The organism is Bradyrhizobium sp. A11 (genome assembly GCF_042077125.1).
Taxonomy (GTDB): Bacteria; Pseudomonadota; Alphaproteobacteria; order Rhizobiales; family Xanthobacteraceae; genus Bradyrhizobium; species Bradyrhizobium japonicum_B.
In genome coordinates this window covers 1,822,961-1,849,162 of sequence record NZ_CP149509.1, presented here as the reverse complement: position 1 = coordinate 1,849,162, position 26,202 = coordinate 1,822,961, and the positions used below count along the sequence as shown (strand labels likewise).

The following is a 26,202-nucleotide window of genomic DNA, read 5'->3' as shown; positions in this document are numbered from 1 at the left end:
ATCATTCCAGCCAGGTCCTCGAGACGTCGATCACGCCGTTGTACATCTTCGGGAAGCCCTTCAGCTTGGCGCTCGACAGAGCGTAATAGGTGTTCTGGAAGGTCCAGAACCAGATCGCCTCCTTGTTGATCAGGCGGCTGATGGCGCAGTAATCTTCGGTGCGCTGGCCGAGGTCGGCCGTGACGCGCGCGTGGTCCAGCAGCTTGTCGAGCTCGGGGCTTGAGTATCCGGCGAGCGCCAGCGGGCTGCCGCTGCGGAAATTCGCGTACATCTGCGGATCGGGATCGGCGAGATCGACGATGCGCCACGGCGTCATCTGGAACTGGCGGGTGAAGGCGCGCGAGGGAATGGTGGCCTGGTCGACCTGCTCGATCTCCATGTTGGCGCCAACGCGCTTCCAGAACTGCTGCAGCACCTGCCCGACCATGCGGCCGCGCGGCGTCGCGGTCACCAGCATCTTGAACTCGACCGGCTTGCCGTAATCCTTGATCAGTGCCTTGGCCTTCTCGACGTCGAACGGCAGCGCGCCGTCGTCCTTGCATTTCACCCAGGAGCCGTCACCGTAAGGATTGCTCGCGGGCCGGCTCAGACCGTTGGTGATCGCCTGTGACATTTTCGGGCGGTCGATCGCCATCACCAGCGCCTGGCGCACGCGGACATCGTCGAACGGCGCGACCTTGGTGTTGAAGGCGTAGACCGCCGCGCCCGAGCCCTTGTAGGTGTGCACCGTGAGCTTGGGATCCTTCTGCGCCTTCATGATGTTGTCGGCGTCGTTCTCGTCGTCCCAGATGATGTCGGCCTCTCCCGATTGCAGCGAGGCGAAGCGCGACTGCGCGTCGGGCAGCGGCTTCAGGATGATGCGGTCGAGATAGGGTCGGCCCTTGTCCCAGTAGTTTGGATTCTTCTCCAGCACCATGCGGTCGCCGGCGGTCCATGACTTCAGGATGTAGGGACCGGTGCCGACGGGATTGCGATTGTAGTCGTCCCCCTTGGTCTTCCACGCCGTCGGCGAATGCACCGCGTTGTTCTGGCTCTGAATCGTGATCACCGCCGGCAGATTCACGGAAGGGTCGGTGAGCTTGTAGACCAGGGTGTATTCGTCCGGCGCCAGCACTTCCTTGATGTTGGTGATGTAGAAGGCGCAGCGGCACTTGTTGGCGGGATCCTTCTGCCGGTCGAAATTCTCCTTGAAGGCCTGCGCGTTGAACGGGGTGCCGTCGTGGAATTTCACGCCCTCGCGCAGCTTGAAGGTCCACGTCATGTAGTCGTCGGAATGAGTCCAGGACACCGCGAGCTTCGGCGCGGCCTGTCCCTTCTCGTCCAGCGTTGTGAGCGTGTCGAAGATGGCGGCGGCAGCCGTGAAGGTCGAGGTGTCGTAGACGCCGACTTTCAGGGGATCGAAGCCTGCAATCTCCAGCTCCTGGCCGACGGTGATGCTGCCGCCGGACTTCTGCGCCTGCGCAGGCCCAGTCAGTGGAAGGAGGGCAAATGCCGCAACAAGGAATATCGGCGCGCGCTTGCGCGCCGCAGCAGCAATCTTCGTCATGGTTCCTCCCCGGATCCCTCGTCCGATGTTTCGGATCGCTGAATGACTGGGGCGAGAGTGGCGGCAAAACCGCGCCACCGCAAGAGGAACGCGTGCGAGATCACACGCCGCAGTGCGGCGCAACGTTGCTCAGCGTGTCGCGGCTGTTTTGCCTGTCGGAATTGGCGCATCATCGGCGAGGCCAATCTCCTCGCGCAGCGCATCGGTATGCTCCCCGAGCCCGGCCATCGTCGTGGCGGGCGCGGTGTCCGCGCCCGACATCCGGAACGGCAGGTTGAGCACTTTGAAGGAGCCGCCCTCGTCCTGCACGGACGTGAGCGCCTGCCGGTGCGCGAGCTGCGGATCGGCCAGCGCCTCGGCCACGGTGCGATAGGCCGAAGCCGGCACGCCGGCCGCGCCGAGCGCGGCGAGACACGCATCGGTCGTGAGCTGCCGGGACCAGGCCTCGACCCCGTCCATCACCTCGGCCCAATTCTCGCGACGCGGGGCATAGGTCGAGAAGCGCGGGTCGGTGATCCATTCGCCGTGGCCGATCACGCCCATCAATCCCTGGAACGTCTTCTCGCTGGCGACCGTGATCATGACGTAGCCGTTTGCCGTCTCGGTCGGTCCGAACATCGGGCGCGGCGGCGGCTTCACGGCAAATTGCGCGCTCTGCAGCTCGGTCAGCGTCAGCGACAGCATCGATTCCAGCATGGACACGTCGATATGCTGGCCGAGCCCGGTCACGGTCCGCTGATAGAGCGCGGAGGCGATCGCGCCGAAGCCATAGGTGCCGGTGACCACATCGGCATGATAGATGCCGCAATAATCGGGACGGTTGCGGCCGGGCTGGTAGGCCAGATGCGCCATGTCGTAGCCGGAGGCGGCATGGATTACCGGCGCATAGGCCGGCAGCTCGGCCGAAGGGCCGCTCTGGCCGTAGCCGGAGATCGAGCAATAGATCAGCCTCGGATTGACGGCGCGCAGCCTGTCATAGTCGAGCCGCAGCCGGTGCATCACGCCGGGGCGGAAGTTCTCGACGAGGATGTCCGACGTCGCGGCCAGCCGGCGGACCGCATCCCTGCCGTCCTCCGATTTGAGGTCGAGCACCACGCTCTTCTTGCCGACATTGAGCTGGCCGAACGTGGTGCTGCAGCCCTTGCGCAGCGGCGGCCGGGTCCGCATCGTCTCGCCGCCCTCGGTCTCGATCTTGATGACCTCGGCGCCCATGTCGGCAAGCATGCGCGCGCAGTGAGGACCGGCGATGGTGGTCGAAAAATCCAGGACGCGGAGGCCGGCGAAGGCCTTTGTCGTCGTCCCCTCATGCTTATCTGCTAGCTGCATCCCCGGAGCCCCTTGGAACCTTCAATGTTCTCTCTTGTTGATGCGGCGACCCTAGAGGGCGGCGGCTGAGTAGGAAAGTCTTTACCGAACGGACGTGCCGCGTGGGCGGGCTTTGAGATTTCGTGGGCAACTGGACCCGTTCTTGCATAGCAGCAAACGGGATCGGAAGAGGGCAGCTGTTCTTGAGGGTCTTGTTCGTCACGACTGAGATGGACGACTTCGTCCGCGTCGGCGGCCTTGGCGCCGTATCCGCAGCTCTCCCCCGCGCGCTTCGCTCCTTTGCCGATATCCGGGTCATGCTGCCCGGTTATCGCGACATCATCGAACAACTCACGCATATTCAGATCGTTGGCCGCTGCCCGGCGTTCGCGGAAATGCCGGCATGCTCGCTCGGCCGAGCCGCGACCAAGGACGGCCTGCCGGTCTACGTGCTGCTCTGCTCGCAACTCTACGACCGGCCCGGCAATCCCTATGGCGACGAGTCCGGGCGCGACTGGCCCGACAACGACATTCGCTTCGCCCGATTTGCCTCCGCCGCCGCTGAGCTGGCCATGGGCAAGCTGGACAAGAATTGGGCAGCAGACCTGATCCATGCCAATGACTGGCAGGCCTCGCTCGTGCCGGCCTACCTTGCCTGGCACGGCGCCAAGCTGCCGTCGATCCTGACCATCCACAACCTCGCCTATCAGGGTCTTTTCCCGAAGGACGCGCTGCGGCGGATCGGAGCACCGGAGAGCTCCTTCCACATCGACGGCGTCGAGTTCTACGATCAGGTCTCCTTCCTCAAGGCGGGCCTCGTCTACGCCTCGCACCTCACCACCGTCAGCGGCACCTATGCGCGCGAGATCACCACGGCCGAGTTCGGCTGCGGCCTGGAGGGACTGCTCCGGCTGCGCTCGGACGCCGCCGAGCTCACCGGCATCCTCAACGGCATCGACGAGAGCTGGGACCCGCGCTCCTGCGCCCAGCTCGCCCAGCAGTTCGGCGCCGGCGACTGGGCCGGCAAGAGGGCCAATGCTGATTACGTCCGCAAGCAGTTCGGGCTTGCGGTCTCGCGCGGCCCGATGTTCGGCATCGTCGCGCGCCTCGTGCACCAGAAGGGTATCGACCTCGTGCTGTCGGCGGCCGACGAGATCGTCGATGCCGGCGGGCAGATCGTGGTCACCGGCTCCGGCGAGCCGGCGCTTGAGCAGGCCTTGATCGACGCGCATCGCCGCCGCCCCGACGCCATCGGCGTCGTGATCGGCTTCAACGACGCCCAGGCGCGCCGCATCTTTGCCGGCAGCGACTTCACCCTGATGCCGTCGCGCTTCGAGCCGTGCGGCCTCAGCCAGATGTACGCCCAGCGCTTCGGCTCGCTGCCGATCGGACACCAGACCGGCGGCCTCGCCGAGACCATCACCGACGGCGAGACCGGATTCCTGTTCTCGAAACCCTCGCGCGATTCCTTCCTCGGCGGCGTCCGCCGGGCCTTCTCGGCCTTCATGGCGCAGGACCAGCTCGACACCATGCGCCGCAGCGCCATGGGCCGATCGTTCTCCTGGAGCATCTCGGCCGGCAGCTATACCGCGCTGTACCGCAAGCTGGCGTCGGTGTGAGGCGCTTCGGCGCTTCCACAAACTCAGGGCGCCTCGCCCTCTCGTGCCCCGGACGCAGCGCAGCGTCTCTTCGACGGTGCGCTGCTGAGCCGGGGCCCATCGCGCGTCGCAGTTGGTGGCTCCTGGGTCCCGGCTCTGCACTGCAACGCGCTTTGCGCGTTGTGGCTTGTCCGGGACGCGCCGGAAGCGCTCAGCGGCACACGTCCATCTGCGGCCGTCCGATCCAAGCCCTGTTGAGGCAGCGGATCATCCAATCCGGCTGCGGCTCGCCGCGCAGGCGTGCCTGTGCTTCCTGGTAGGGGCCGACATAGCGCAGCCGGTCAGGCAGTCTTGGATAGGCACGCCTGATCCAGCGCAGCGCATTGTCGACCGCCCTCTCGTCCTTCGCTTCGAGTGCAAGGGCGAACCCGGCGCGCAACCGCTCCGGCAACATCCGCGCCGTCAGCGCGCGGTACCAGCGCGGCGGCCGCAGCCACGGGCGTGCGCCGGCAAAGATCTGCGTCGCGATCTCGCGTGCCGCCGGGCTCACGGTCAGCGTCTCCGATTGCGCCATCGCCGCGGTGTAGGCAGCAAAGCCGGACCAGTCCGCCGGCAGATCGTCCGCGGTCAACCCGAACAAGGCACCGAACAGCCGGCTCTCGCTCCAGTAGCGCTCGCGCTCTTCCGCCGTGAGAGCCGGCAGGACCAGGTCATGCGCCATCAGCGCCGACTCCACCAGCGTCGCATGGACCCAGCGCAGCGACGGGATGTCGTTGGCGTGGTAGCGCGAGCCTGCCGCGAACGGGCCGACCGTCTCGGGCATCTCTCCGACGATCATGCTGTGGCGCCGGTGCAGCTGGCGCGACGACAGTAGCGCCCGCTCAAGGGAGCCGAACACCATGGCAAACACGATGTCGAAGGTGCGATGGAAGCGTCCGATCGGGTCGGCAAAGGTTTTGGAATGCTCGGCGATGGCCGCGGCAACCCAGGGATGGGCCAGCTGCAGCAACAGCGCGCGGCCGGCGCCGAGAAAGATGACGGCCTCGCGGTCGATCCGCCAGGTCAGCGTGTCAGGACCGAACACGCCGGCCACCGCTCCCGCTGCGTTGGCACGGACCTGATCGAGCGTTGCCTCGAGATCGTTCGCGGACACCATCTGCACGGCCTTCGGCTGCGAGGTGACCGACGATCCGCAAGGCCTGTGGCAATTCGATGATGAAAGAGCCGACTACTCCGCCGCCATCGGCAGCACGTCCATATGCTCGTGCAGCACCACGCCGGCGAGCGGATCGAATTCGCCGATCCACGGCTTTCGTTCGAGCACGGACCGCGTATGCGCATAGCCGGCGTCCCAACGCCGCATGATGCCGGACGGGCTGAAGTCGATGTCCTTGGTATGGGTCTCACGATCGAGCTGCGGCGCCAGCAGCCGCACGACATGCATCCGGGTCGGACAGCCGTAGCTGATCAACTCCCGCACTGCGGCGTCGCGGCGCTCGCTCTCGGAGAGGCGGGCCGCAAGCTGATTGATGACGTGGCGCAGGCGGTGGGCCTGCTGCTGGCGGGCGATCTGGCTCGCGATACGGCTCGAATATTGCACGTCCTTGTGCCGGTTCAGCACCTCCGCCATCGTCGTCGGCTCAGCGCCGATCGGATTCCACAGATGCACGGCGAAGATCAGCGAATTCCTGCGCGGATTGTCGTCGAACACGGCTTCGGTCGGCGTGTTGGACAGGATGCCGCCGTCCCAATAGAGCTCGCCGTCGATGCGCACCGCCGGAAACGCCGGCGGCAGCGCGCCGGAGGCCATCACGTGCTTCACGGTCAGCTCGCCGTCGCGGCTGTCGAAATAGCGCATCTGGCTGCTGCGGACATGGGCCGCGCCGACCGTCAGCCGCGGCGAGCAGCTGTTGACCAGGCTGAAATCGACCAGCTCGAGCAGCGTCCTCTCCAATGGTGCGGTCGAATAGAAGCCGGCGTGATCCGCCCCAAGCGGATAGGAATCACCGGCATGCGCCAGCGGATTGGGGCGAAAGAATCCGGGAATGCCGTTGGTGACGGTCGACCAATAGGTGAGCTTCTCGTTGAAGCCGGGAAACGCGGTGCGCAGATTCCAGATCGGATTCTGCTCCATCCGCTTCCAGAATTCCTTCAGATGCGCCAGCCGCTGGCCGGGTGCATTGCCCGCGATCAGGCTGGCATTGATGGCGCCGATCGAGGTGCCGATGATCCAGTCCGGCTCGATGCCGGCCTCATGCAGCGCCTGATACACGCCGGCCTGGTAGGACCCGAGCGCGCCGCCGCCTTGGAGCACGAGCACGACCTGGCCGGGCAGATCCGCGCCCTTGCTCTGCGTGTTGTCCTGCATGCCATTCATGTCCTGCTCCTGGTGAGCTTGCACCGATCGAATATTCACATGCCGTTGCGGCTTGTTGCGCCGGCCCATCTCAATGCGCGGTCCAGCCGCCGTCGACCGGAAGCGCGATGCCGGTGATCGAAGCCGCCGCGTCGGTCGACAGGAACACCGTCAGTGCGCCGAGCTCTTCGACCGTGGCAAAGCGCTTGTTCGGCTGCTGCGCCAGCAGCACGTCGCGGATGACCTGATCGCGGGAGATGCCGTGCGCCTTGGCCTGCCCGTCGATCTGCGCTTCGACCAGCGGCGTATAGACGTAGCCTGGGCACACGGCGTTGCAGGTGATGCGCTGCTCCGCCGTCTCCAGCGCCGTCACCTTCGTCAGACCGACGATGCCGTGCTTGGCGGCGACATAGGCGGCCTTGAACGGGGAGCCGACCAGGCCGTGCGCGGAGGCGACGTTGATGATCCGGCCAAACCCATTCCGGCGCATCGCCGGCAGCGCGAGCCGCGTCGTGTGAAAGGCCGAGGTCAGATTGATCGCGAGGATCTGATCCCACTTCTCGACGGGAAATTGCTCGAGCGGCGCCACATGCTGGATGCCGGCATTGTTGACGAGGATGTCGAGCCGGCCGGACTCGGCGATGGTCGCCGCGATCATCTCGGCGATCGACTTTGGCCTCGTCATGTCGGCCGGCGAGTAGCTCGCCTTGACGCCGAATTCGGCCGCGATCTGCTCGCGCGTCCGGCCGATCTCGCTGGCGACGCCGAGGCCGTTCAGGACGACATCAGCGCCGGCCGCAGCCAGGGCACGTGCGATGCCGAGACCGATGCCGCTGGTCGAGCCCGTGACGAGCGCAACCTTGCCGGCCAGCGCGCGGGCAGGCTGCGATGTCTGCGGCTTCAGCGATATATTCATGGCACGGTCTCCGTTGGCGGTCACTGGACTTCAAGCCTTCGCAACACCCTGCAGGATCGGCGGCCCGAACGGAAATACCGGCTGGCTTCCAACTCCATACGTCCGCGCTATCGCGGGCGGGATGTCATTTCCGGCTCCGATCGGCTAGGTTTCCGGCCGATCTTGCTGGGAGCCGATCCATGGAAATGCACCAGGTCCGCTATTTCCTCGCGGTGGCGCGATTGCTCAATTTCACGCGCGCGGCGGAGGAGTGCAACGTCACGCAGCCTTCGCTGACGCGCGCGATCAAGCAGCTCGAGGCCGAACTCGGCGGCGACCTGTTTCGCCGCGAGCGACCGGCGGCGCAACTGACCGAGCTCGGCCAGCGCATGCATCCGCTCCTGAAGCAGTGCTATGATGCCGCGGTCGGCGCGCGCTCGCTCGCCTCCTCGTTCAGGAGCGGTGAAGTCGGCGCGCTGCGCATCGCGCTGACGCATTCGATCGATCTGGCATTGCTGATCCCGCATCTCAACGAGATCAGGCGGCAGTTCAACCGGCTCGAGCTCCGCTTCCTGCGCGGGACGAGCCGTGAGGTCGCCGATTTCCTCAAGAAGGGAGAAGCCGAGCTCGGCATCGCCGCCGAGATCGACGAGGCTTGGGACCGGCTCGACACCTGGCCGCTGTTCACCGAGAGCTTCGAGCTCGTCGTTGGCGACGGACATCGGCTGGCCGGCCGCAGCAGCATCGAGCTGGACGATTTGCGCTCGGAGCAATTGCTGAGCCGGACCTTCTGCGAGCATTCGCGCCGCATCTCCGCGAACCTGCGCGAGCACGGCATCGAGCATGGCCACGAGATTTCGAGCGAGCGCGACCTGATCGAGCTGGTCGAAGCCGACATCGGCGTCGCCATGGTGCCGCACACCTCGCCTTTGCCGGAAACGCTGAGCCGCGCCACCGTCGCCGGACTGGACGCACGCCGCACCGTCAGCCTCTACGGCGTGGCCGGCCGGCAGCGCACGGCGGTCGCCAACGCCGTGATGCGCATGCTGCGCGGCGCCGACTGGCGGGAGATTGCTGGCTAGCAGAGCGAGCGCTCCCGCCCCAGTCCAGAGGCGGAGGCGCATTGCTGTGCCCTCGCCCCTTGTGGGAGAGGGCAGCGACGCTGGCAGACCCAGACTCGCTTGGGTGAGGGGTATATCTCCACGCACACCAGTAGATGGGGCTAGTGACCCCTCATCCGGCGCTCCGCGCCGCCTTCTCCCGCAAGGGAAAAAGGGAAGAAAAGCTTAGTTCTCCCGGCTCGCGCTCTCCAGCGCCGCGAGCAGATCATCGATCTCCATGCGCTTGCGGAAATCGGGATCGACGAAGCGCGCTTTGACGATTCCGTCGCGGCCGACCACGAACACGGCCGGGATCGGCAGCATCCAGCCATCATTGCCGTGGAATTTCGCCATGTCCTGATACGACAACAGGTGCTGGATCTCCGTGCCGAGCCAGATCGCGAGATTGAGCGAGAGCGCATAGCCGTTGTCGAGATCGGTCAGGATCGGAAACGGCGCGCCGGATTCGGCCTTGAGCTGTCCAGTATATTCCTGCGTCTCCGGCATGATTGCGACGACCTGCGCCCCCATGGCCTCGATATGATCGAGCGCCTGGACCACGGCGCGGACATTGAGCCGGCAATAGGGACACCAATGGCCGCGGAAGAACATCACGGCGAGCGGACCGCGCTCCAGCAGCGCAGGCAGCGCGACCAGACGCCCGCCCTCGTCCGGCAGCATGAATGGCGGCATTGCATCGCCGGGACGCGGCGCGGTCTCGCCGCCGCCGTTCCCACCCAATCTCGCGACCAGGCGATCGACTGCCTCGCCATAGGCCGGAAAGACCGCACGGCTGGCATCGGCATAGGCGCGGAGCTGCTCGTTCAGGGTGCCGTCCATGTCGCGGCAGCGCTGGAAGGCAAGCCTGAGCTGCTCGGCATCGGCTGGCGAGAGAGATGTCATCTTCTGCTCCGGCATTGCATTCGGTGAATATTAGTTTCCCGGTTCGGCCGGCCGCAAGGGGCGCGATACCGGGCGCCAATCGGGCGCCCTGTCATCGGACGCCGAATGGTACGAAAGCGGAAATGCCGTTGCCCAATCGGATCGATAGCCGCCGCGCATCAACATAGCGGATCGCTATCGCATCGAGAGCAAGCCGGCATTTCAGGATCGACGCGATCTCGACGAAGCTCCCGTCATAGCCGGCGACCAGCGAGGTTGCGGCCAACACAGGAGACTCCCCATGTCCAAGCATCCCACATTGTCGCGCCTGGTCTGGTCCGGCCTCGCCGTCGTCGGCGCGCTGACATTCGCGTCGCAGCCTGCCGTCGCGGGCGAATGCCCCGCCGACAAGGTCAAGCCGAACGCGCAAAAGACGGTCGACTACAAGCCGGTCGGCGTCACCGACGTGACGCTGGGCGCCATCGACCTCGGCAAGCAGCCCGCCCATATCGAGGGCCGCGAGCTGCGCTTCCGCAAGCTGACCATCGCGCCCGGCGGCATCGTGCCGTGGCACAGCCATGACGACCGTCCCGCGCTGATCTTCGTGCAGCAGGGCGAGATCGTCGAATACGCCTCCAACTGCGTCGATCCGATCGTGCACAAGGCCGGCGACATCCGTCCCGAGGTCCACGGCACCTCGCATTGGTGGAAGAACCTCGGCAAGGAGACCGTCATTCTCTACGTCGGCGACGTCCGCAAGGATCCCAACGACCATCACATGTGAGGCCGCCTCGGGGGCTTGCATCCCCACCATTCCGGGCCTGGCGCTGCCGCGCCATCCCGGAATGACCATCCACGATACGCGGACAATTACGCCATGACCGACCTCTCCACGCCGATCAAGCCGTCCGCAATGGCGATGGACGCGCATTTATCCGGTCTCGTGCTTCGCTCGGTCGTGATCGGGTTGACTGCATTCCTGACGGTCGTCGACCTGTTCGCGACGCAGGCGATCCTGCCGGCACTGACGCGCCATTACGGCGTCTCGCCCGCGGCGATGGGCTTCGCCGTCAATGCCAGCACCTTCGGCATGGCCGTCGCAGGTCTGGTGGTCGGCCTCTTCAGCCCGCGCATCAACAGGCGGGCCGGCATCCTCATCAGCCTTGCGCTTCTCGCCATCCCGACGAGCCTGCTGGCGAGCGCGCCGAATCTTGCCGTCTTCACGGTCTTGCGGGTCGCGCAGGGCCTGTGCATGGCCTCTGCCTTTGCCTTGACGCTCGCTTATCTCGGCGAGCAATGCAGCACGATTGACGCCGGTGGCGCATTTGCCGCCTACATCGCCGGAAACGTCGCCAGCAACCTCGTTGGGCGCCTATTCTCGGCAGCGCTCGCCGACGGCCTTGGCCTCGCCTGGAATTTCTACGTCTTCGCCGCACTCAATCTGGCCGGAGCGATCCTGGTCTTCTTCACGATCAAGCGTGTACCGCCGATGCATGCGACCATGCCTGCGACATCGCCGCTGATCGCCGCGATCGCGCACTGGCGCAATCCGTCGCTCCGGGCCGCCTACGGCATCGGCTTCTGCATCCTGTTCGCCTTCATCGGCACCTTCACCTTCGTCAATTTCGTGCTGGTCCGGCCGCCGCTGTCGCTTGGCATGATGGACCTCGGCCTCGTCTATTTCGTCTTCCTGCCCTCGGTCGTCACGACGCTTCTGGCCGGCAGGGTGGCATCAAAGCTCGGTACGCGTCCGACGATCTGGGGCGCGCTCGCCATCGCCGGGCTCGGCCTGCCGTTGATGCTGAGGCCACATCTGAGCGAAGTCCTCACCGGCATGGTTCTGGTCGGCGTCGGCACATTCTTCGCGCAGGCCGCCGCCACCGCCTTCGTCGGACAGGCGGCTGCTGACAACCGCGGCATTGCCAGCGGGACCTATCTTGCATGCTATTTTGGCGGCGGGCTGGTCGGTACGGCCGTGCTCGGGCGCCTGTTCGACGCTTTCGGATGGCCCGCCTGCGTGCTCGGCGTCGACGCGGCCCTTGCGGCCGCGGCCCTGCTCACCTTCGCCTTGAAGCGCTAGCGCTTGGTGGGAGCTTCAGGCGCCGGCTCCTCGTCGGCAATGGCGCGCCAGGCGGCGCCGTCGAGATCATCGTACTGGCCGCTCTTCAGCGACCACAGGAAGGCGACGAGACCGGCACCGCCGAGCATCAGCGCCAGCGGGACCAGGATGACCAGGATCTCCATCACACGATCTCCCGCGAGGCGCTGCGCGCGCGTAGCGAATTGAGCATGACCAGGATCGACGATCCGCTCATGGCAGCCGCCGCGATCAGGGGCGTCACGACGCCGCTGATGGCAACCGGCACGGCGAGGACGTTGTAGCCGATCGCGAGCCAGAGGTTCTGCCGCATCAAATGCAGCGCCTTGCGCGAGGCGTCGATGGCGGCAATTACCGGCGCCAGCGGCCGGCCGAGGAAGACGAGATCGGCGGTGGCCTGGCTCAGATGCGCGGCCGAGATCGGCGACATGGAGACATGGGCCGCCGCCAGCGAGGGCGCGTCGTTCATGCCGTCGCCGACCATCAGCACCTTGGCGCCGCGCTGCTTCAATTCCTCGATCCGCGCGATCTTGTCGGCCGGCGTGACGCCGGCGCGCCATTCGGGAATGTCGAGCGCGTTGGCCGCCGCCTTCACGGCCGCCTCGCGATCGCCGGAGAGAATCTCGATGCCGATGTTGCGCGCCTTCAGCGCCGCGATCACCGCCTTCGCATCCGGACGCAGGCCCTGACGGACCGAGAGGACGAATCTCTCGCTGCCCTTGCTGAACGCGACGATGGAGGCCTCGGGATCGACGCTGCCGACCAGCGCCTCGGCGCCGCAGAAAGAGGGGCGACCGAGGCGAAGCTCGACGCCGTCCACGATCGCACGGACGCCCTGCCCGGCCTCTTCGACCGCACCGACGACAGGTGATTTGGCGCCGGCGGCCTGCGCGACGGCGGCAGCGACCGGATGATGGCTCGACAGCGCGAGCCGGCCGGCGAGCTCGAAGATGTCGGCGGGGATGTCGGCGGCATTCATCACTTCGAGATCGGGCAGCGTCAGCGTGCCGGTCTTGTCGAAGATGACGTGATCGGCCTCGGCCAACCGCTCGATCGAGTCGCCGGAATTCAGCAGCACGCCGGACTTGAACATCGCGCCGGAGGCGATGGTCTGCACGGTCGGAATGGCCAGTCCCAGCGCACAGGGACAGGTGATGATCAGCACCGCGACGCCGGTCACGATCGCATCATGCCAGGTTGCACCCGCGATGACCCAGCCGAGGATGGTCAGAAGCGCGGTCGCATGCACCACGGGTGCGTACAGCCGCGAGGCGCGGTCGGCGAGCCGCATGTAGCGCGAACGGGCCTGCAGCGCGTTGTCGAGCAGCCGGGTGATTTCGGCCAGCAGCGTCGCCTCGGAGGCGGCCGAGACCCGCACCCGCAGCGTGCCGGAGATGTTCATCGATCCCGCATAGACCGGCGTGCCCTGCTCAGCGGTGACATAGAGCGTCTCGCCGGTGATCAGGCTCTGGTCGATCTCAGATCGCCCCTCGATCACGGTGCCGTCGACCGCGCAGCGCTCGCCGGGCCTGAGCAGCACGATGTCACCGGGATTGATGGCTGCCACCGGAACCTGCGAGATCTCGTCGGGTCCGACGAACTTGGCGGCCGTCTCCGCCTTGAGCGCGGCGAGGTTGCCGGCGACCGCGCGGGTCCGCCGCCGCATGTTCTGGTCGAGGAAGCGGCCGACCAGGAGGAAGGTGAGCAGCATGATCGCCGCGTCGAAATAAGCGTGCTCGGCGTGGTGGATGGTCTCGACCACGGACATGCCGAGCGCGAGGATCACGCCGATAGAGATCGGCACGTCCATGTTGGTCGTCTTCGCCGACAGCGCGCGCCAGGCCGAGCGGAAGAACGGCTGGCCGGCATAGGCCGCCGCCGGCAATGCGATCAGCGCCGAGAGCCAGTGGAAGAAGTCGCGCTGCTCGGGCAGCATGTCCGAAACGTTGCCCGACCACACCGGGATCGACAGCATCATCACGTTCATGGTGGCGAAGGCAGCAACGCCGAGGCAGCGCAGCAGGAGACGCGATTCGGCGACCTCCGCCGCCTCCGCGCTCTCGGTCTCGAATGGATAGGCCTTGTAGCCTAGCTCCTCGAGCCGATCGATGAAGCGGCCAGGGTCGAGCGTGCCCGCCTTCCATTCCAGCGCGACGCGGCGGTCGGTCAGGTTGACGCGCGCCAGCGTGACGTCGGGGATAGCGGACAGGCCGCGCTCGATCTTGGCCATGCAGCCGGCGCAATGAACGCCTTCGACCGCGAGATCGATGTGCTGGACGCCCTCGCCCGCGGCCCGGACGTAGTGCGAGAAATCCCGCGTGACGTGCATGACAAAATCCCTCAGTTCAGGATCACGCGGTTGCGCGACAGGAACACGCGCGTCCCCCGCGCCTCGCCCTCGATCACCAGGTCCCACTGGCCCGGCGCGACGGAAGCGGCATCGCCGCGATAGAGGCCGATGCCGGATTCGGTGAGCTCGACGGCAAGGTCGGCGCGCTTGTCGGTCGGCCGCTCCAGGCGTCCGCCGAATTTCAGCCCCGAGAGCGGCTGGCCGCCGGCATCGCGCGCCTCGACCTGGACCAAGGCAGCGCCGTCGTTGCGGCGCTCTATATGGGCGTTGACCTTCCATTTGCGCAGCGCCTGGTCCTGCGCCGCCGAGATCTCGCGGTCGTAGGTCAGGCCTGCGGCATAGGCGCTGTCGACTTCGGTTCCCGGCAGCGTCGCGATCGCCAGCTTCATCATGGTGGCGTTGACGCCGATCACGAGGGCGAAGAAGGCGACCAGCATCAGGAACACCTTGGTTCCGGTCAGCGGCTTGGATGACATGATGGTCTCCTCGACTTACGGCGCGACGAAATTGTCGGTGGCGCTCGCGGCCACGCCCAGTCCGATATCCATGACGTGGAAGCGGACCGGAATCGACTTCTCGGGATTGTTCTCGGCTGGCGCGGTGACGAGCAGCCGCAGCTCGCTGGTGGAGTCGCGCGGGATCACGACGATCGGCCGATCCGGCGTCACCGAATCGACGCCGACGACATGCATCGTGGGATTGATCGGCCCCTCCACGTCGATGGCGATGGCGCGATCGTAGCCGCTCTTGTTGAGCAGCCGCACCGTGTAGGCGTTGCGAATCGAGCCGTCGCTGAGCTTGACCGCGACCGGATTGCGGTCGTGCAGCACGTTGACGTCGAGCAGGCTGCGGGTCGCCAGCGTATAGACCATGAAGCCGCCGACCGCCGCGATGATCGCGCTGTAGACGATGGTGCGGGCCCGGACGATCCGGTAGATCGGCGCCTTGCCTTCCTGGCGGCGATGGATGTTGATGTCGTTGTCGTAGCCGATCAGCCGCTTCGGCCGCCCGATCTTGGCCATCACGTTGTCGCAGGCATCGATGCAGAGGCCGCACTGGATGCATTCCATCTGCGGTCCGTTGCGGATGTCGATGCCGGTCGGACAGACCGCGACGCATTGGTAGCAATCGACGCAATCGCCGACCTGCTGGCCGAGCGCGCGCAGCTCGGCGGCCTTCTTGACCGAGGTGCGCTTCTCGCCGCGGTCGTAGCGATAGGTGACGTTGAGCGCCCATTCGTCGGTGAGCGCCGCCTGGATGCGCGGCCACGGGCACATATAGGTGCAGACCTGCTCGCGCATGTAGCCGGCGAGGATATAGGTCGTCGCGGTGAGGATGCCGATCCAGATATAGGCGAGCATCGGCCCCTGGAAGGTGACGAGCTCCTTCACCAGGGTCGGCGCGTCGTTGAAGTAGAGCACCCAGGCGCCGCCGGTCCACCAGGCGATCATCAACCAGATCGAATGCTTGAGCACGATCTCGGAGACGCGCTCCAGCTTCAAGGGATCGGCCGACTTGGCCTTCTTCATCCGCTCGCGCCGGTCGCCCTCGATCAGGCGTTCGACCGCGTAGAACAGATCGGTCCACACCGTCTGCGGACAGAGATAGCCGCACCAGATGCGGCCGCCGACCGAGTTCATCAGGAACAGCGCCACCGCGGCCACGATCAGCAGGCCGGTGAAGTAGTAGACCTCCTGGGGCCACAGCTCGATGAAGAAGAAGTAGAAGCGGCTGTTGGGCAGATCGATCAGCACGGCCTGGCTGGGGGCGCCGAGGCCGCGGTTCCAGCGCACGAACGGCAGGAAATAGTAGATGCCGAGGCAGATCGCCATCAGGCCCCACTTGATGCGGCGGAACGTGCCGGAGACGCTCTGGGGGTAGACCTTCTGGCGGGGCGCATAGAGCGGCCCGACGTCGTCCACAGGCTTGAGCTCGTTCGGATTGACGGTCTTGTTCATCGCTTGGAACTTCTAAAAGAGGTGCGATTAAACCTAGACCCGACACCGCCGCGTCAGTTGATCCAGCTCAAACGGGGGCACTTTTGTTCACCCCCGTTTGAGCCTTAGTGCCACGGATCCGCTATTTTCCGCCGCCGAGCGAGTGGACGTAGACCGCCATCGCCTTGATGGTGGCGGGATCGAGCCGCCCTTCCCAGGCCGGCATCACGCCGGCACGACCCTGGCTGATGGTCTCGATCAGGCTCGCTTCGTCGGTGCCGTAAAGCGAGATCTTGTCGGTCAGATTCGGGGCGCCCACCTCCAGGTTGCCCTTGCCGTTGTCGCCGTGGCAGGCGACGCAGTTTTCCGCGAAGATCTTCTGGCCCTTGGCGGCGTCATATCCGTTTCGGGTCGACAGGCCCGACAGCGAGCGCACGTAATTGGCGACCGTGACGATCTCGTCCGGCTTCAGCATGCCATCCTTGCCGAAGGCGAGCATCTGGCCTTCATGCCCCTTGGCATGACCGGACCGGGCGCCGAACTGGATGGTCTGCATGATCTGGTCGAGCGTGCCGCCCCACAGCCAGTCGTCGTCGTTCAGGTTCGGATAACCCTTGGCGCCGGCACCGCCGGAGCCGTGGCACGGCGCGCAATTGTCGCCGAACACGGTCTTGCCCTTGGCGCGAGCGAGCGCCAGCAAGGCCGGGTCCTTCTCGATGTCGACCAGCGAGGCAGTGCCCAGCGCCGCCATCTTGTCACCGCGGATCTTCTCGAGGTTCGCAAGCTCGACCGCGACGTCGGCGCGCGAGGAGTAGCCGAACATGCCGGTGGTATTGCTTTGGATCAGCGGCCAGGCCGGATAGACGATCCAGTAGCCGATCGACCAGATGATGGTGAGGTAGAAGGTGATCACCCACCAGCGCGGCAGCGGCGTGTTGAGCTCCTTGATGCCGTCCCATTGGTGGCCGGTCGTGGACTTGCCGGAGACGGAATCGATGTCGCTAGAATGATCGGTCATGGTTCTCTACTCCTCCCGCAAGGGCAGGTGCGCTGCCTTGTCGAACACAGCCTTGTTACGGGGCCAGAATGCGTAGGCGATGATCGCGAGAAAGATCGCGACGAACACCGGTGTCCAGATCGTCGTCACGAGATCTGACGCAAGATTGTGGACTGTAAGGATGGCTTTCATCGTTCATGCCTTCTCAGCGAAGATTGGCTTTCTCGTTGTAGATCTTGAAGTCGACCAGCGTGCCGAGCATCTGCAGGTACGCGACGAGCGCGTCCATCTCCGTCGGCGTACCGACCTTGCCGTCGAAGTTCCGCACGACGGCCTTGGCGTAGCGCTTGGTGAAGGCGTCGGACCCGGCATTCTCCGGATCGGCCTGGGCTTTCATGTCGGCGGCGGCATTGGCGATCTGCTCGTCGCTATAGGGGACGCCGACCGTCCTGAGCGCGCGCATGTCGCCCGCGATCGCATCCGGGTCGACCTCGGCCTTGCTGAGGAACGGATAGCCAGGCATCACCGACTGCGGCACGATCGCGCGCGGGTTGGTCAGATGGGTGACGTGCCAGTCGTCGGAGTACTTGGCGCCGACGCGGGCGAGATCCGGGCCGGTGCGCTTGGAGCCCCACTGGAACGGGTGGTCGTACATGCTCTCGGCGGCGAGCGAGAAATGGCCGTAGCGCTCGACCTCGTCGCGCAAGGGCCGGACCATCTGCGAATGGCAGAGATAGCAGCCCTCGCGGACGTAGACGTTGCGGCCCGCCAGCTCCAGCGGCGTGTAGGGCCTGACCCCGTCGACCTTCTCGATCGTGCTCTTGAGGTAGAACAGCGGGGTGATCTCGACGAGACCGCCGATCGCGATCACCAGCAGGATGCCGACGACCAGGATGATCGAGTTCTTTTCGAAGACTTGGTGGCGTGTCCAGAACGACATTGCTTTAGCTCCTCATTCCGCCGGCTGGAGAGCGACGGGCATCTGGACTTCCTGCTCGCCGACGCGAACGGTCATCCAGAGATTGTAGGCCATGATCAGCGCGCCGATCAGGAACAGGCCGCCGCCTGCCGCGCGGATGATGTAGAAGGGGTGCATCGCCTCGACGGTCTCGATGAACGAGTATTCGAGGAAGCCGAGCGAGGTGTAGGCGCGCCACATCAGGCCCTGCAGGATGCCGGACACCCACATCGCCGAGATGTAGAGGACGATGCCGAGGGTGGCGACCCAGAAGTGCCAGTTGACGAGCTTCAGGCTGTACAGGCCCTTGCGATTCCAGGCCCACGGCACCAGGCAATAGAGCGCGCCGAAGGAGACGAAGCCGACCCAGCCGAGCGCGCCGGAATGCACGTGGCCGATGGTCCAGTCGGTGTAGTGGCTGAGCGAGTTGACCACCTTGATCGACATCATCGGGCCTTCGAAGGTCGACATGCCGTAGAAGGCGACGGAGACCACGAGCATGCGCAGCACGGGGTCGGTGCGCAGCTTGTCCCAGGCGCCCGACAGCGTCATCAGGCCGTTGATCATGCCGCCCCAGGAGGGCATCCACAGCATGATCGAGAAGGTCATGCCCAGCGTCTGCGTCCAGTCCGGCAGCGCCGTATAGTGCAGATGGTGGGGACCTGCCCAGATGTAGAGGAAGATCAGCGCCCAGAAGTGGATGATCGACAGCCGGTAGGAATAGATCGGCCGTTCGGCGCGCTTGGGGATGAAGTAGTACATAATGGCGAGGAAGCCGGCGGTCAGGAAGAAGCCGACCGCGTTGTGGCCGTACCACCACTGGAACATGGCGTCCTGGATGCCGCCCCAGGCGACGTAGGACTTCGAGCCGAACACCGAGACGGGAAGCGCCGGGTTGTTGCCGAGATGCAGCACCGCGATCGTCACGATGAAGGCGAGATAGAACCAGTTCGCGACGAAGATGTGCGGCTCCTTGCGCTTGATGATCGTGACAAGGAAGACCAGCAGATAGACGACCCAGACGATGGTCAGCCACAAATCGGCGTACCATTCCGGCTCGGCATATTCCTTTGACTGAGTGACCCCGAGCAGATAGCCGGTGCCGGCGATCAGAATGAAGAAATTGTAGCCCAGGACGACGAACCACGGCGCGAGGTCGCCGGCGAGGCGCACGTGGCAGGATTTCTGCACCACGTAGAAGGAGGTCGCGATCAGCACGTTGCCGCCGAAGGCGAAGATCACGGCGGAGGTGTGCAGCGGCCGCAGGCGGCCGAAGCTGGTCCAGGGCAGATCGAAGTTCAGTGCGGGCCAGGCCAGTTGCGAGGCGATGATGAGGCCGACCAGGAAGCCGGCGATACCCCAGAACATCGCCATGAACGCCGAGAACTTGATCGGGCCCATATTGTAGTTGGGGCGTCCGTTGATCTCCGCCGGCGGCAGCGCCGCCGGGCGATCGAGGTAGCGGTTGACGATGACGAACAGCGCCGCGAGGCTCGCCGCCGCGCTGAGCGCGGCATGGAAGGCGAAGGGCGCATCGAGCGCCTTGGCCGAAGCGACCACGCACAGGAAGGCGGTGACTGCGAACACGACAGCCAAGCCGCTTTCACCGATGGTCATGGATTTGGAAATGGAGGGCTGGCTCATGCGGATTCTCTCTGAAAGAACACACCGCCAGAAACCACATTCATCCTCACCGGGAATTGATTGAAATCAAGGGCGGCACTTAAGTTCTCCGCGGCCACCCTTCGTGAAGACAAGGACCATGCGGGAAGCTCAACTGTATGTGGGCTGGCCGCAGCGGACGTGTTTCCCGCCGGAACTGGTCCGGCGTCGCGCGCAAACGGGAGCAGCCTCCGTATAATAACGGAGGCGACGATGAGATTGCCGGTCAGGGATGGTGCGTCAGTCGCGCGTCGTCGCCTTGAGCGCCGCGATGACGTCCTCGCGGGCGATGATCCCGACCAGCTTCTGCGCGTTGTTGAGCACGATGATGCTCCGGATGCGGTGCTCGACCATGATCTGGAGCACGCGCGTCAGCCGCGTATCGGGGCTGACATAGATGAACTCCGGTGTCATGACGTCGCCGACCCTGCGGCTCATCAGGTCGTCATAGCGCGGCATCATCTGGCTCGGCGTGAAGGCGAAGCACTTCAGGATGTCGAACTTGGTGACGATGCCGACCACCTGCCCGTCGTCCTCGACCGGATAGGAGTTGAAATCGTCGGCCTCGAACATCTCGCTGAGCTCGAACAAGTCACGGTCGCGCTGCACCGTCTTGACGTTGCGCGTCATGTAACCGTCGACGGTCTGTTCAAGAAATCTGTACACGGAGCGTCCTCCTCGATTCGATTCCGGCCGGCCGTCAGTGCGACAGCAGCACACAGCGGGCGGTCTGCGTGACCAGATACTGGGTGACGCCTCCCAGGATCAGTTCACGAAACCTCGAATGACCATAGGCGCCCGCGACGATCAGGCTGGCATCGACGTCCCCTGCGACTTTTTCCAGTTGCGCCGAGGCGTTTCCGTTCCGGGTGCCTTCGCACAGGCGCGCCGTCGCCGTGACGCCATGGCGGGCGAGCCAGGCGGCAACGTCGGTGACGCCGGCCATCACGACCGAACGGTCGTCGTCGCGCTCGGGAATTGTCGCGATGGTGACGTCCCTCGCCTTGCGCAGCATCGGCAGCGCATCGGCCACTGCGCGCCGCGCCTCCGGCGTATCCTTCCACGCCACCAGCACGCTGCGCAGGTCGAGCCACGTGACCCGATCGGGGACGACAAGAAGCGGGCGGCCGGCCTGCATCACCAGGTCCTTGGGACTTGCGAGCGCAAACGCGTCGGAGAAGGCCGGGCTCTGCCCGCCGCTGACGATGATGTCGGCGCAGCGCGCCTGCGTCAGGACGAATCGCGCCGGAAAGTCCATCGCGCTGCGCCACTCCGCATGACCGCCGCGATTCTTGGTCCCCGCCCGGAATTGAGCCTCGAGGCCGGCCAGCCGCCGCTTGACCGAAGCTTCGCCCTCGTCGATCAGCGCTTGTGCCTCGGCGCCGTCGGTGAAATAGAGCGGCGGTGCGAACTGTGCCGCGGCGACCCCGACGATGGCCGCCTCGAATCGTTCGGCAAGCTCACCGGCCACCTGGAGACGCGCCTCGTTGGACTGATCGAGCGCCAGGCTGACCATCACCGTCGCGTATGTCATCGAATATCTCCACATCACCGGGTTTTGTTGAAGCCTAAGCCGGCTGCCGTGCAGCAGGATGAGATAGATCAAAATGAGCACTTCCGGCTCCCTTGTCCTTCCCAATGGAATACGCCAGTGAGTTCAACGTCCGCGCTTGCCTCGGAGCGCGCCTTGGGCGAAATTGCGCCAGCGGTAACGGCGTCCTGCCGACCGGGCCGAGATGAGGAGCAGAGTTTGGCGCCGACCCGCGAAACCCAACCGGCAGACGATGGTCGGGGCGAGCATTTCCCGGTTCGCATCGAGGAATTCGGGGTGGGCACCTGGGACCTCGATCTAAAGACGCACGAACTCGAATGGTCGGACATGGCCAGGCGGCTGTTTGGTCTCGAGCGGGACCAGACCGTCAGCTACGATCTCTTTCTTTCCTTGCTGGAACCCGGGGATCGGGACCACCTTCTGAAGGCGATCGGACGCGCCTCGGAAGGCGGCGGAGGACTTGACCTGTCCTTCAGGTTGGGCGGCGCCTCCGGGACCGGTCAATGGATCCGGGCCAGGGCCGGCGTGATCCGGGACGATTCAGGAACGCCACGTCATCTCAGCGGAATCTTCCTCGACATCAACGAGGAAAAGCATCTCGAGGACGCCCTGCGTTCCCAGGAGAATCATCTTCGCTCGATTCTCGAGACCGTGCCGGACGCCATGATCGTCATCGATTCGCGCGGCATCATGCAGCTGTTCAGCAGCGCGGCGGAGCGGCTGTTCGGCTACAGCCGGCAAGAAGCCATCGGCCGGAACGTCAGCATCCTGATGCCGGAGCCCGATCAGTCGCGTCACGACAGCTATCTCGTGCGCTATCTCAGGACGAATGATCCGCACATTATCGGCATCGGCCGCATCGTGACGGGAAAGCGGCGCGACGGCACGACTTTCCCGATGCACCTGTCCGTCGGGCAGACGCAGCGCGCCGGCGAGCCCTATTTCACCGGCTTCGTCCGCGACCTCACCGAGCACCAGCAGACCCAGGCCCGGCTCCAGGAATTGCAGGCCGAGCTGGTCCACGTCTCGCGGCTGACCGCGATGGGTGAAATGGCCTCGGCGCTCGCCCACGAGCTCAACCAGCCGCTGGCGGCGATCAGCAATTACATGAAGGGATCGCGGCGCCTGCTCGCCGGCAGCAGCGATCCCAACACGCCGAAGGTCGAAAACGCGCTGGATCGCGCGGCGGAGCAGGCCCTGCGCGCCGGCCAGATCATCCGGCGCCTGCGCGACTTCGTCTCCCGCGGCGAGTCGGAGAAGCGGGTCGAAAGCCTGTCCAAGCTGATCGAGGAGGCCGGCGCGCTCGGGCTTGCCGGCGCGCGCGAGCAGAACGTGCAGCTCCGCTTCAGCCTCAATCCCGACGCTGACCTCGTGCTCGCCGACAGGGTGCAGATCCAGCAGGTGCTGGTCAACCTGTTCCGCAACGCGCTGGAGGCCATGGCGCAGTCGCCGCGCCGCGAGCTCGTCGTTGCCAACACCCGCGTCGCCGACGACATGATCGAGGTGGAGGTCTCCGACACCGGCGCCGGCTTCCGGGAAGACGTTATTCCAAATCTATTCCAGACCTTCTTCACCACCAAAGACACCGGTATGGGAGTCGGGCTCTCCATCAGCCGCTCGATCATCGAGGCCCACGGCGGCCGCATGTGGGCCGAGAGCAACGCAGCGGGCGGAGCGACATTCCGCTTTACCTTGCCGGCAACGGACGAAAGCTGATCATGACGACCAAGGGACGTGTCTATGTCATCGACGACGACGCAGCGATGCGCGATTCGTTGAATTTTCTGCTGGATTCCGCCGGCTTCGACGTCACGCTGTTCGACGACGCCCTCGCTTTTCTCGAGGCCCTGCCGGGCCTCGGCTTCGGCTGCGTCGTCTCCGACGTGCGCATGCCCGGCCTCGACGGGATCGAGCTGCTCAAGCGGATGAAGGCGCAGCAGAGCCCGTTCCCGATCCTGATCATGACCGGTCATGGCGACGTGCCGCTCGCGGTCGAGGCGATGAAGCTCGGGGCGGTCGACTTTCTGGAAAAACCTTTCGACGACGACCGCCTTACCGCCATGATCGAGTCGGCGATCCGCCAGGCCGAGCCCGCCGCCAAGAACGAGGTCGTCGCGCAGGACATCGCCGCCCGCGTCGCGTCCTTGAGTCCCAGGGAGCGCCAGGTCATGGAAGGGCTGATTGCGGGCCTCTCCAACAAGCTGATTGCCCGCGAATACGACATCAGCCCGCGCACCATCGAGGTCTACCGGGCCAATGTCATGACCAAGATGCAGGCCAACAGCCTCTCGGAACTGGTCCGGCTGGCGATGCGTGCCGGCATGCTCAACGATTGAGGCAGGTCAAGGCACCTTGCCGGAGCAGTGCTAGCCAGACGACATGATCGAGGTTAGCTCACATCCTGCGCGGCCATCATCCCCTGCCCGACCCACCGTTTTCGTGGTCGACGATGACGCCGCCGTCCTGGGATCCCTGCGGTTCCTGCTGGAGACCGACGGCTTTGCCGTGCGGACCTTCCGGAGCGGCACGGCGCTGCTCAACATCGGCAGCGCGGCCGGACCGGACTGCTACGTCATCGACTACAAGATGCCGGACATCAACGGCATCGACTTGGCCGGCCGCTTGCGCAAGTCCGACCGCGACGCGCCTGTGATCCTGATCACCGGCTATCCCGACGAGAACATCTCGGCCCGGGCGGCGACGGCGGGCATCAAGGAGGTGGTTTTGAAGCCGCTTCTCGAGGAAAACCTGGTCAAGTGCATCCGCCACGCCATCCAGGACCGCCCCGTCGCCTGACCTACGGGATTCTACGTAAGGCGCCCCCCTTAAGATATCGATCGAAATTTTCGAAGCCCCCGATACCGCGTACCAAGGCGCCATCACAACGGAGATGGCGCAGATGCTGACCCAGACGATCAACACCCCCGCGATCAACACCCAGCTTATCGGCAAGGCTGCTCCCGCCCATCCCGTCACCGACCAGTTCGGCGCCGTCACCGGCCACGTGGGCTTGGTCGCCACGGAATTCTCCTACCGCAAGGACGAGGAGATCTATGGCGAGGACGAGCCGGCCGAATACGTCTACCAGGTCGTGTCAGGCGCAGTGAGCAGCTACAAGCTGCTTTCCGACGGCCGTCGCCAGATCGGCGCTTTCCATCTTCCCGGCGACGTGTTTGGCCTCGAGTCCGGCCCCGCTCACCGCCTTGCCGCCGAAGCCATCATCGACACCACCGTGCGCCTCGTGAAGCGCGCGAGCCTCGAGAAGGCCGCCGGCACCGACGTCCAGGTCGCCCGCAAGCTTTGGGCGATGACCGCCTCCGAGCTGCGCCATGCCGAAGACCACATGCTGCTGCTGGGCCGCAAGACCGCGATGGAGCGCGTCGCGACCTTCCTGCTCGAAATGGACCGCCGCCTCGCCGTCGCCGGCATGATGGCGCTGCCGATGTGCCGCCGCGACATCGGCGACTATCTCGGCCTCACCCTTGAAACCGTGTCGCGCGCGCTGTCCCAGCTTCACACGCAGGGCATCCTCGGCTTCTCCGGCGCCCGCCAGATCGTGCTGCGCAACCGTCAGCGTCTGCAACATCTCGACGCCTGATCTTCGCCTGATTCTCCTCCCTACCAACTTGGCCGGTCGAACTCGTTTCGACCGGCCATTTTCTTTCTTGGCCGGCGGTCATGCCGTACGACGCGTCTCCGGCATCGCAAGGAGAATCAGCAAGAGTCCGGTCGCGGCAACGCCGGACAGCCCGATGAAGGCGGTTGCGTTGCCGAACTTGTCGCTGACATAGCCGCCGAGCACGGTGCTCAGCGACGCGCCGATGCCCGTTGCGGTGCCGACAATTCCTTGCGCCAGATTGAAATGGCCGCTGCCGAAGGCGACGTCTGCGACGATCAGCGGAATCATCACCGCGAATACGGCGGCGGTAATGCCGTCGAACACCTGCACGGCGACCAGCAGATAGGGATCGCGCACGGTCGCAAACAACAGGCCGCGAATCGCCAGCGCGCCGAACCCGATCAGCAGCAGCGGTCGCCGACCCCACGCCTGCGCCTTGCGCCCGACCGTCGGCGACAGCAGCGCCACGATCGCTTGCGGGACGACGATGCAAAAGGCGACGAGCACCGTCGCCCATTGGGCGGACCGCGCCGTCACTGCGCTTGCCATCAGCGGCATCATCGAGGCGTTCGCCAGTTGCAGCAGCAGAACGCTCAGGGCAAAGATGATCAGCGGACGCTGCCGAATCAGGTGCCAGATATTGGTGTCGGCACGGTCGGCGGCTTCAGGCGGCATCTCGCCGTGACAGCGCCTGATATCGACCTCATTCTCGCGGATGCGCGAGAGTGCGATCAGGGTCGGAATCACGAGCAGGAAGGTGACCAGGAAGACCGAGCGGCTCGACAGCAGATAGCCCGCCGTGCCCATCACTGCCGCCGCGACGCCGTTGCCGAGCGAGGCAAAGCGCGCGTTGCGGCCGAGCCGCTCGCCGATCGCGAGCGGGCCGACGAGACCGAGGCTGATCGCAGCGATCGCCGGGCCCAGCACGCAGCTCGCCATCGCGTGCAGGGTGGCGGCGGTCACCACGACCGCGAAGATCGGCATCGCGGCATAGGCGAGCGCGCAGGCGCCGATGGTCGCGATCGCGAGGGCGGCGACGAGACGCTCCGATTTCGCGGCATCGATGATCGCCCCGCCCGGCATCTGCCCGATCAACGCGACGATGCCGCCGATCGACAGCACGAGGCCGATCTCGACCTGGGTCCATTTCTGGGTGGTCAGATAGACCGCGATGAAAGGGCCGAATCCGGTCTGCACGTCGGCGAGGAAGAAGATGAACCAGTCGAGGCCGCGCAGGCTCTGGCGCGACGGCGCCGGGACGCCGGCGACCGAAGGCGCGGCGACGTTGTCCTGCTCAACGCGGCCCTCCCGATCTGCATGGTTCGGCTTCCTCGACAACAGCACAGG

Annotated in this window: 26 protein-coding genes; 8 read left to right on the top strand and 18 right to left on the bottom strand. The window is 65.4% G+C overall.

Translation table 11 applies throughout. The features are described 5' to 3' along the window. Window position 1: 1 nt before the first annotated feature. On the bottom strand, window positions 2-1,546 hold the full coding sequence (locus WI560_RS08575; RefSeq protein WP_375307644.1) for an ABC transporter substrate-binding protein: 1,545 nt from the start codon (window positions 1,544-1,546) through the stop codon (window positions 2-4). Window positions 1,547-1,675: 129 nt separating this feature from the next. Further along, window positions 1,676-2,872, bottom strand: a complete 1,197-nt coding sequence (locus WI560_RS08570) for a CaiB/BaiF CoA transferase family protein (RefSeq protein WP_375307643.1) — start codon at window positions 2,870-2,872, stop codon at window positions 1,676-1,678. Between the two features lie 182 nt (window positions 2,873-3,054). Between WI560_RS08570 and glgA the strand changes: the two genes are divergently transcribed. Continuing rightward, window positions 3,055-4,470, top strand: coding sequence for a glycogen synthase GlgA (glgA, locus tag WI560_RS08565; protein ID WP_375307642.1), 1,416 nt, complete (start codon window positions 3,055-3,057; stop codon window positions 4,468-4,470). 190 nt (window positions 4,471-4,660) lie between these two features. Here the strand turns inward: glgA and WI560_RS08560 are convergent, their stop codons facing one another. The 3 genes from WI560_RS08560 to WI560_RS08550 form a co-directional block, all read right to left on the bottom strand. Further along, window positions 4,661-5,605, bottom strand: a complete 945-nt coding sequence (locus WI560_RS08560; protein WP_375307641.1) for an oxygenase MpaB family protein — start codon at window positions 5,603-5,605, stop codon at window positions 4,661-4,663. 72 nt (window positions 5,606-5,677) lie between these two features. Continuing rightward, complete coding sequence (locus WI560_RS08555) at window positions 5,678-6,826, bottom strand: patatin-like phospholipase family protein (RefSeq protein WP_375307640.1); 1,149 nt, start codon at window positions 6,824-6,826, stop codon at window positions 5,678-5,680. Between the two features lie 70 nt (window positions 6,827-6,896). Next, entirely contained in the window at window positions 6,897-7,721 is an 825-nt protein-coding gene (locus tag WI560_RS08550; RefSeq protein WP_375307639.1) for a 3-hydroxybutyrate dehydrogenase, read from the bottom strand. Window positions 7,722-7,900: 179 nt separating this feature from the next. Between WI560_RS08550 and WI560_RS08545 the strand changes: the two genes are divergently transcribed. Further along, window positions 7,901-8,782 carry a LysR family transcriptional regulator gene (locus WI560_RS08545; protein WP_375307638.1) on the top strand — a complete coding sequence of 294 codons (882 nt, stop codon included), beginning with the start codon at window positions 7,901-7,903 and terminating at the stop codon, window positions 8,780-8,782. Window positions 8,783-8,986: 204 nt separating this feature from the next. Here WI560_RS08545 and WI560_RS08540 read toward each other — a convergent pair whose 3' ends face one another. Further along, entirely contained in the window at window positions 8,987-9,703 is a 717-nt protein-coding gene (locus WI560_RS08540; RefSeq protein ID WP_375307637.1) for a peroxiredoxin-like family protein, read from the bottom strand. Window positions 9,704-9,794: 91 nt separating this feature from the next. Then, window positions 9,795-9,971 (bottom strand): hypothetical protein, encoded by a 177-nt coding sequence (locus WI560_RS08535; RefSeq protein WP_375307636.1) that lies wholly within the window; start codon window positions 9,969-9,971, stop codon window positions 9,795-9,797. Window positions 9,972-9,983: 12 nt separating this feature from the next. Between WI560_RS08535 and WI560_RS08530 the strand changes: the two genes are divergently transcribed. Both WI560_RS08530 and WI560_RS08525 read left to right on the top strand, forming a co-directional pair. Beyond that, a complete protein-coding gene (locus tag WI560_RS08530; RefSeq protein ID WP_375307635.1) occupies window positions 9,984-10,466 on the top strand; it encodes a cupin domain-containing protein in 483 nt (160 codons plus the stop codon). A gap of 93 nt (window positions 10,467-10,559) precedes the next feature. Further along, the gene (locus WI560_RS08525; protein ID WP_375307634.1) at window positions 10,560-11,762 is read left to right on the top strand and encodes an MFS transporter; all 1,203 of its coding nucleotides are present in this window, start codon (window positions 10,560-10,562) and stop codon (window positions 11,760-11,762) included. Here the strand turns inward: WI560_RS08525 and ccoS are convergent. The 10 genes from ccoS to WI560_RS08475 form a co-directional block, all read right to left on the bottom strand. After that, window positions 11,759-11,926 carry a cbb3-type cytochrome oxidase assembly protein CcoS gene (gene ccoS / locus WI560_RS08520; protein WP_028135119.1) on the bottom strand — a complete coding sequence of 56 codons (168 nt, stop codon included), beginning with the start codon at window positions 11,924-11,926 and terminating at the stop codon, window positions 11,759-11,761. The genes WI560_RS08525 and ccoS overlap by 4 nt on opposite strands. After that, the gene (locus WI560_RS08515; protein ID WP_375307633.1) at window positions 11,926-14,109 is read right to left on the bottom strand and encodes a copper-translocating P-type ATPase; all 2,184 of its coding nucleotides are present in this window, start codon (window positions 14,107-14,109) and stop codon (window positions 11,926-11,928) included. Before WI560_RS08515 ends, ccoS begins: the two co-directional genes overlap by 1 nt. 11 nt (window positions 14,110-14,120) lie before the next feature. After that, window positions 14,121-14,606: a FixH family protein gene (locus WI560_RS08510; RefSeq protein ID WP_375307632.1), complete on the bottom strand. Its 486-nt coding sequence runs from the start codon at window positions 14,604-14,606 to the stop codon at window positions 14,121-14,123. A gap of 15 nt (window positions 14,607-14,621) precedes the next feature. Next, window positions 14,622-16,088 (bottom strand): cytochrome c oxidase accessory protein CcoG, encoded by a 1,467-nt coding sequence (gene ccoG / locus WI560_RS08505; RefSeq protein WP_375307631.1) that lies wholly within the window; start codon window positions 16,086-16,088, stop codon window positions 14,622-14,624. A gap of 121 nt (window positions 16,089-16,209) precedes the next feature. Next, window positions 16,210-17,085, bottom strand: a complete 876-nt coding sequence (gene ccoP / locus WI560_RS08500) for a cytochrome-c oxidase, cbb3-type subunit III (RefSeq protein ID WP_375307630.1) — start codon at window positions 17,083-17,085, stop codon at window positions 16,210-16,212. Between the two features lie 6 nt (window positions 17,086-17,091). Beyond that, window positions 17,092-17,256 carry a cbb3-type cytochrome c oxidase subunit 3 gene (locus WI560_RS08495; protein WP_028135114.1) on the bottom strand — a complete coding sequence of 55 codons (165 nt, stop codon included), beginning with the start codon at window positions 17,254-17,256 and terminating at the stop codon, window positions 17,092-17,094. Window positions 17,257-17,269: 13 nt separating this feature from the next. Further along, entirely contained in the window at window positions 17,270-18,004 is a 735-nt protein-coding gene (gene ccoO / locus WI560_RS08490) for a cytochrome-c oxidase, cbb3-type subunit II (RefSeq protein ID WP_257193502.1), read from the bottom strand. A 12-nt stretch (window positions 18,005-18,016) separates the two neighbouring features. Further along, window positions 18,017-19,666 carry a cytochrome-c oxidase, cbb3-type subunit I gene (gene ccoN, locus WI560_RS08485; protein ID WP_028135112.1) on the bottom strand — a complete coding sequence of 550 codons (1,650 nt, stop codon included), beginning with the start codon at window positions 19,664-19,666 and terminating at the stop codon, window positions 18,017-18,019. Window positions 19,667-19,924: 258 nt separating this feature from the next. Continuing rightward, complete coding sequence (locus tag WI560_RS08480; protein ID WP_375307629.1) at window positions 19,925-20,350, bottom strand: HPP family protein; 426 nt, start codon at window positions 20,348-20,350, stop codon at window positions 19,925-19,927. Between the two features lie 34 nt (window positions 20,351-20,384). Next, window positions 20,385-21,218 (bottom strand): universal stress protein, encoded by an 834-nt coding sequence (locus tag WI560_RS08475; RefSeq protein WP_375307628.1) that lies wholly within the window; start codon window positions 21,216-21,218, stop codon window positions 20,385-20,387. A 216-nt stretch (window positions 21,219-21,434) separates the two neighbouring features. Between WI560_RS08475 and fixL the strand changes: the two genes are divergently transcribed. From fixL to WI560_RS08455, 4 genes are all read left to right on the top strand, one after another. Beyond that, the gene (gene fixL, locus WI560_RS08470; RefSeq protein WP_375307627.1) at window positions 21,435-22,952 is read left to right on the top strand and encodes a sensor protein FixL; all 1,518 of its coding nucleotides are present in this window, start codon (window positions 21,435-21,437) and stop codon (window positions 22,950-22,952) included. A 2-nt stretch (window positions 22,953-22,954) separates the two neighbouring features. Further along, complete coding sequence (gene fixJ / locus WI560_RS08465) at window positions 22,955-23,572, top strand: response regulator FixJ (protein WP_028135108.1); 618 nt, start codon at window positions 22,955-22,957, stop codon at window positions 23,570-23,572. A 43-nt stretch (window positions 23,573-23,615) separates the two neighbouring features. Beyond that, a complete protein-coding gene (locus WI560_RS08460; RefSeq protein WP_375307626.1) occupies window positions 23,616-24,032 on the top strand; it encodes a response regulator in 417 nt (138 codons plus the stop codon). Window positions 24,033-24,135: 103 nt separating this feature from the next. Beyond that, window positions 24,136-24,834 (top strand): helix-turn-helix domain-containing protein, encoded by a 699-nt coding sequence (locus WI560_RS08455; protein WP_375307625.1) that lies wholly within the window; start codon window positions 24,136-24,138, stop codon window positions 24,832-24,834. 78 nt (window positions 24,835-24,912) lie between these two features. On the opposite strand, the gene WI560_RS08450 is transcribed toward WI560_RS08455, so the two are convergent. Then, on the bottom strand, window positions 24,913-26,199 hold the full coding sequence (locus WI560_RS08450; RefSeq protein ID WP_375307624.1) for an MFS transporter: 1,287 nt from the start codon (window positions 26,197-26,199) through the stop codon (window positions 24,913-24,915). Window positions 26,200-26,202: the final 3 nt, after the last annotated feature.

Excerpts from the sequence above, each read along its gene's own strand:
- WI560_RS08575 (WP_375307644.1), bottom strand. The coding sequence starts at position 1,546 with ATGACGAAGATTGCTGCTGCGGCGCGCAAGCGCGCGCCGATATTCCTT.
- WI560_RS08570 (WP_375307643.1), bottom strand. The coding sequence starts at position 2,872 with ATGCAGCTAGCAGATAAGCATGAGGGGACGACGACAAAGGCCTTCGCC.
- WI560_RS08560 (WP_375307641.1), bottom strand. The coding sequence starts at position 5,605 with ATGGTGTCCGCGAACGATCTCGAGGCAACGCTCGATCAGGTCCGTGCC.
- WI560_RS08555 (WP_375307640.1), bottom strand. The coding sequence starts at position 6,826 with ATGAATGGCATGCAGGACAACACGCAGAGCAAGGGCGCGGATCTGCCC.
- WI560_RS08550 (WP_375307639.1), bottom strand. The coding sequence starts at position 7,721 with ATGAATATATCGCTGAAGCCGCAGACATCGCAGCCTGCCCGCGCGCTG.
- WI560_RS08545 (WP_375307638.1), top strand. The coding sequence starts at position 7,901 with ATGGAAATGCACCAGGTCCGCTATTTCCTCGCGGTGGCGCGATTGCTC.
- WI560_RS08540 (WP_375307637.1), bottom strand. The coding sequence starts at position 9,703 with ATGACATCTCTCTCGCCAGCCGATGCCGAGCAGCTCAGGCTTGCCTTC.
- WI560_RS08530 (WP_375307635.1), top strand. The coding sequence starts at position 9,984 with ATGTCCAAGCATCCCACATTGTCGCGCCTGGTCTGGTCCGGCCTCGCC.
- WI560_RS08525 (WP_375307634.1), top strand. The coding sequence starts at position 10,560 with ATGACCGACCTCTCCACGCCGATCAAGCCGTCCGCAATGGCGATGGAC.
- ccoS (WP_028135119.1), bottom strand. The coding sequence starts at position 11,926 with ATGGAGATCCTGGTCATCCTGGTCCCGCTGGCGCTGATGCTCGGCGGT.
- WI560_RS08515 (WP_375307633.1), bottom strand. The coding sequence starts at position 14,109 with ATGCACGTCACGCGGGATTTCTCGCACTACGTCCGGGCCGCGGGCGAG.
- WI560_RS08510 (WP_375307632.1), bottom strand. The coding sequence starts at position 14,606 with ATGTCATCCAAGCCGCTGACCGGAACCAAGGTGTTCCTGATGCTGGTC.
- ccoG (WP_375307631.1), bottom strand. The coding sequence starts at position 16,088 with ATGAACAAGACCGTCAATCCGAACGAGCTCAAGCCTGTGGACGACGTC.
- ccoP (WP_375307630.1), bottom strand. The coding sequence starts at position 17,085 with ATGACCGATCATTCTAGCGACATCGATTCCGTCTCCGGCAAGTCCACG.
- WI560_RS08495 (WP_028135114.1), bottom strand. The coding sequence starts at position 17,256 with ATGAAAGCCATCCTTACAGTCCACAATCTTGCGTCAGATCTCGTGACG.
- ccoO (WP_257193502.1), bottom strand. The coding sequence starts at position 18,004 with ATGTCGTTCTGGACACGCCACCAAGTCTTCGAAAAGAACTCGATCATC.
- ccoN (WP_028135112.1), bottom strand. The coding sequence starts at position 19,666 with ATGAGCCAGCCCTCCATTTCCAAATCCATGACCATCGGTGAAAGCGGC.
- WI560_RS08475 (WP_375307628.1), bottom strand. The coding sequence starts at position 21,218 with ATGACATACGCGACGGTGATGGTCAGCCTGGCGCTCGATCAGTCCAAC.
- fixJ (WP_028135108.1), top strand. The coding sequence starts at position 22,955 with ATGACGACCAAGGGACGTGTCTATGTCATCGACGACGACGCAGCGATG.
- WI560_RS08460 (WP_375307626.1), top strand. The coding sequence starts at position 23,616 with ATGATCGAGGTTAGCTCACATCCTGCGCGGCCATCATCCCCTGCCCGA.
- WI560_RS08455 (WP_375307625.1), top strand. The coding sequence starts at position 24,136 with ATGCTGACCCAGACGATCAACACCCCCGCGATCAACACCCAGCTTATC.